The 2,098-nt window shown below is 72.1% G+C and carries 2 protein-coding genes; both read right to left on the bottom strand.

Features of this window, described 5'->3' with window-relative positions; all coding sequences use genetic code 11:
* Positions 1-1,783 (bottom strand): AMP-binding protein (locus tag FRW57_RS20665; protein ID WP_152186943.1); only part of this gene is annotated, 1,783 nt, incomplete at its 3' end.
* 100 nt (positions 1,784-1,883) lie between these two features.
* The coding region (locus FRW57_RS24180; RefSeq protein ID WP_203230460.1) for a hypothetical protein at positions 1,884-2,098 on the bottom strand (215 nt) is incomplete at its 5' end.

Below are 2,098 nucleotides of genomic sequence, written 5' to 3'. Positions count from 1 at the left end.
CCTGCCGCAACGCCGCCACCGCGCCGACCTCCGACCGCACGCGCTGCACCAGCTCGTCGCGCAGCGCCTCCAGGGCGCCGTCGGCCGCCACGTCGATGCCGCTCTTGAGCACCACCAGGGCCCGTGGCACCTGGCCCTTGAGCTGGTCGGCCACCCCGATCACCGCGCACTCGGCCACGGACGGATGGCCCGCGAGCGCGGCCTCGATCGACCCGGTCGACAGCCGGTGGCCCGCCACGTTGAGCACGTCGTCGGTGCGGCCCATCACGAACAGGTAGCCGTCCTCGTCGAGGTAGCCACCGTCGCCGGTGAGGTAGTGGCCGTCGTGAGCTGCGAGGTAGGACGAGACGTAGCGGTCGTCGTCCTGCCACAGCGTCGGCAGCGTGCCGGGGGGCATCGGCAGTCGCAGGCAGATGGCGCCTTCGGTCCCGGGCGGCACAGGCTCACCGCGCTCGTCGAGCACTCGCACGTCATACCCCGGCACCGGAACGGTCGGCGATCCCGGCTTGATGGGAAGCTGCTGCAAACCCATCGGATTCGCGGCGATCGGCCACCCGGTCTCGGTCTGCCACCAGTTGTCGACGACGGGCAGCCGCAGCCGCTCCACCGCCCACGTGTAGGTGTCCGGGTCGAGCCGCTCCCCCGCGAGGAAGAGGGTCCGCAGCGAGGAGATGTCGTGCCCCTCGAGCAGCTCGCCCTCGGGGTCCTCCTTCTTGACCGCCCGGATGGCCGTGGGCGCTGTGAACAGGCCAGCCACGCCATACTGCTCGACGATCCGCCAGAAGGCTCCGGCGTCCGGGGTGCCCACCGGCTTGCCCTCGTAGAGCACCGTCGTGCACCCGGTCAGCAGGGGCGCGTAGACGATGTAGGAGTGGCCGACCACCCAGCCCACGTCGCTGGCGGTGAACCACACGTCGCCGGGCTGCATCCCGAACAGGTTGCCCATCGACCACCGCAGCGCCACCGCGTGCCCACCATGGTCGCGCACGATGCCCTTGGGCCGCCCCGTGGTGCCGGAGGTGTAGAGGATGTAGAGCGGGTCGGTGGCCGCGACGGGGACGCACCCTGCGGGTGCCACCAGGTCGGGGTGCATCACGTCCGACCACGCCACGTCGCGGTCGGTCAGCTCGACGGTCAGCTGCTCGCGCTGCACGATGATGCACCGCTCCGGCTTGTGCGACGAGCGCTCGATCGCCTCGTCCAGCATCGGCTTGTAGGGGATCACCCGGCTGCGCTCGATGCCGCAGCTCGCGGACACGACCACCTTCGGCGCGGCGTCCTCGATCCGTGCGGCGAGCTCCGCCGGAGCGAAGCCGCCGAAGACGACCGAGTGGATGGCGCCGATCCGGGCGCACGCCAGCATCGCGATGACCGCCTCGGGCACCATCGGCAGGTAGATGACCACGCGATCGCCCTGCCCGACGCCGAACCCGCGCAGCGCCCCGGCGAACCGGGCCACGAGGTCCAGCAGCTCGGCGTACGTGTAGGTGGCGGTCGTGCCGGTCACCGGGCTGTCGTGGATCAGGGCCGGCTGGTCGGCGCGCCCGGCGATGACGTGCCGGTCGAGCGCGTTGTAGCAGGTGTTGAGGGTGGCGCCGGTGAACCAGCGGTAGAACGGCGGCCGGCTCGCGTCGAGGATCGTGGTCGGCTTGCGGATCCAGTCGATCCCCTCGGCCGCCTGCGCCCAGAACCCGTCGGGGTCCTCGAGGCTGCGCCGATGGGCCCGCGCGTATGCCGTGTCGTAGGCCGTGTCGTCTGCCGTCCCGTGTGCGCCGTCACTCATGCCCCGCATCCTGTCGCGAATGCCACCACGTGCGCCAGAGCCGCAGCGGGGAGGATCCGTGGGGCCGGGACCCCGCGGATCCTCCCCGCAGGGAACCTCGTTACCGGCAGGAGCCGAAGTCCCGCGCCGGAGCGACCGTGCTGCCCTGCCGGTGCTGCACGGCGGGGGTGGCGCCAGCAGACCCAGCCCCCTGCACCAGGCCGCTGGCCAGCCCCGCCCGTGCAGCCGACACGGAGACAGCCTGGGCAGCAGCCAGTCCGCTCGTCCCCGTCGACGCCACCGCGGTCCCACCGGTGGCGAGCGAGATCGGAAGAA

It is taken from the genome of Segeticoccus rhizosphaerae (assembly GCF_009192725.1).
GTDB lineage: Bacteria > Actinomycetota > Actinomycetes > Actinomycetales > Dermatophilaceae > Segeticoccus > Segeticoccus rhizosphaerae.
This window is presented reverse-complemented; position numbering and strand designations above follow the sequence as displayed.